1 protein-coding gene is annotated in these 244 nt (G+C 29.5%); it reads right to left on the bottom strand.

From position 1 onward, the window contains the following. Window positions 1-56: 56 nt before the first annotated feature. A partial coding sequence (locus SB689_RS23945) for a hypothetical protein (RefSeq protein WP_410694522.1) occupies window positions 57-244 on the bottom strand: 188 nt, incomplete at its 5' end.

Here is a 244-nt window from a genome sequence, read left to right as displayed (position 1 = left end):
AACAATAAAAATCAATACATTAAATAAATCATTTTTCAATTTGGATTACATTATTCTCAGACCTTTAAAAGATTGAAATCATCCTCACTCAACACTTCTTTCCGGTAATATATATAATGGGCCATCATCCCACAAATTATAGAATAAACTACTGCAGTTCCATTGCCAAGAGTACTAAGATTTGAAGGGAGAAGGTAAATAAGTGAAGATAAAATAATACTTATACCAATAAGAGTCAAAGCTC

It is taken from the genome of Chryseobacterium sp. SIMBA_038, from assembly GCF_046535115.1.
Classification (GTDB): domain Bacteria; phylum Bacteroidota; class Bacteroidia; order Flavobacteriales; family Weeksellaceae; genus Chryseobacterium.
Note: the sequence above shows the minus strand (reverse complement) of the source record. Positions and strands in the feature narration are given on the sequence as shown.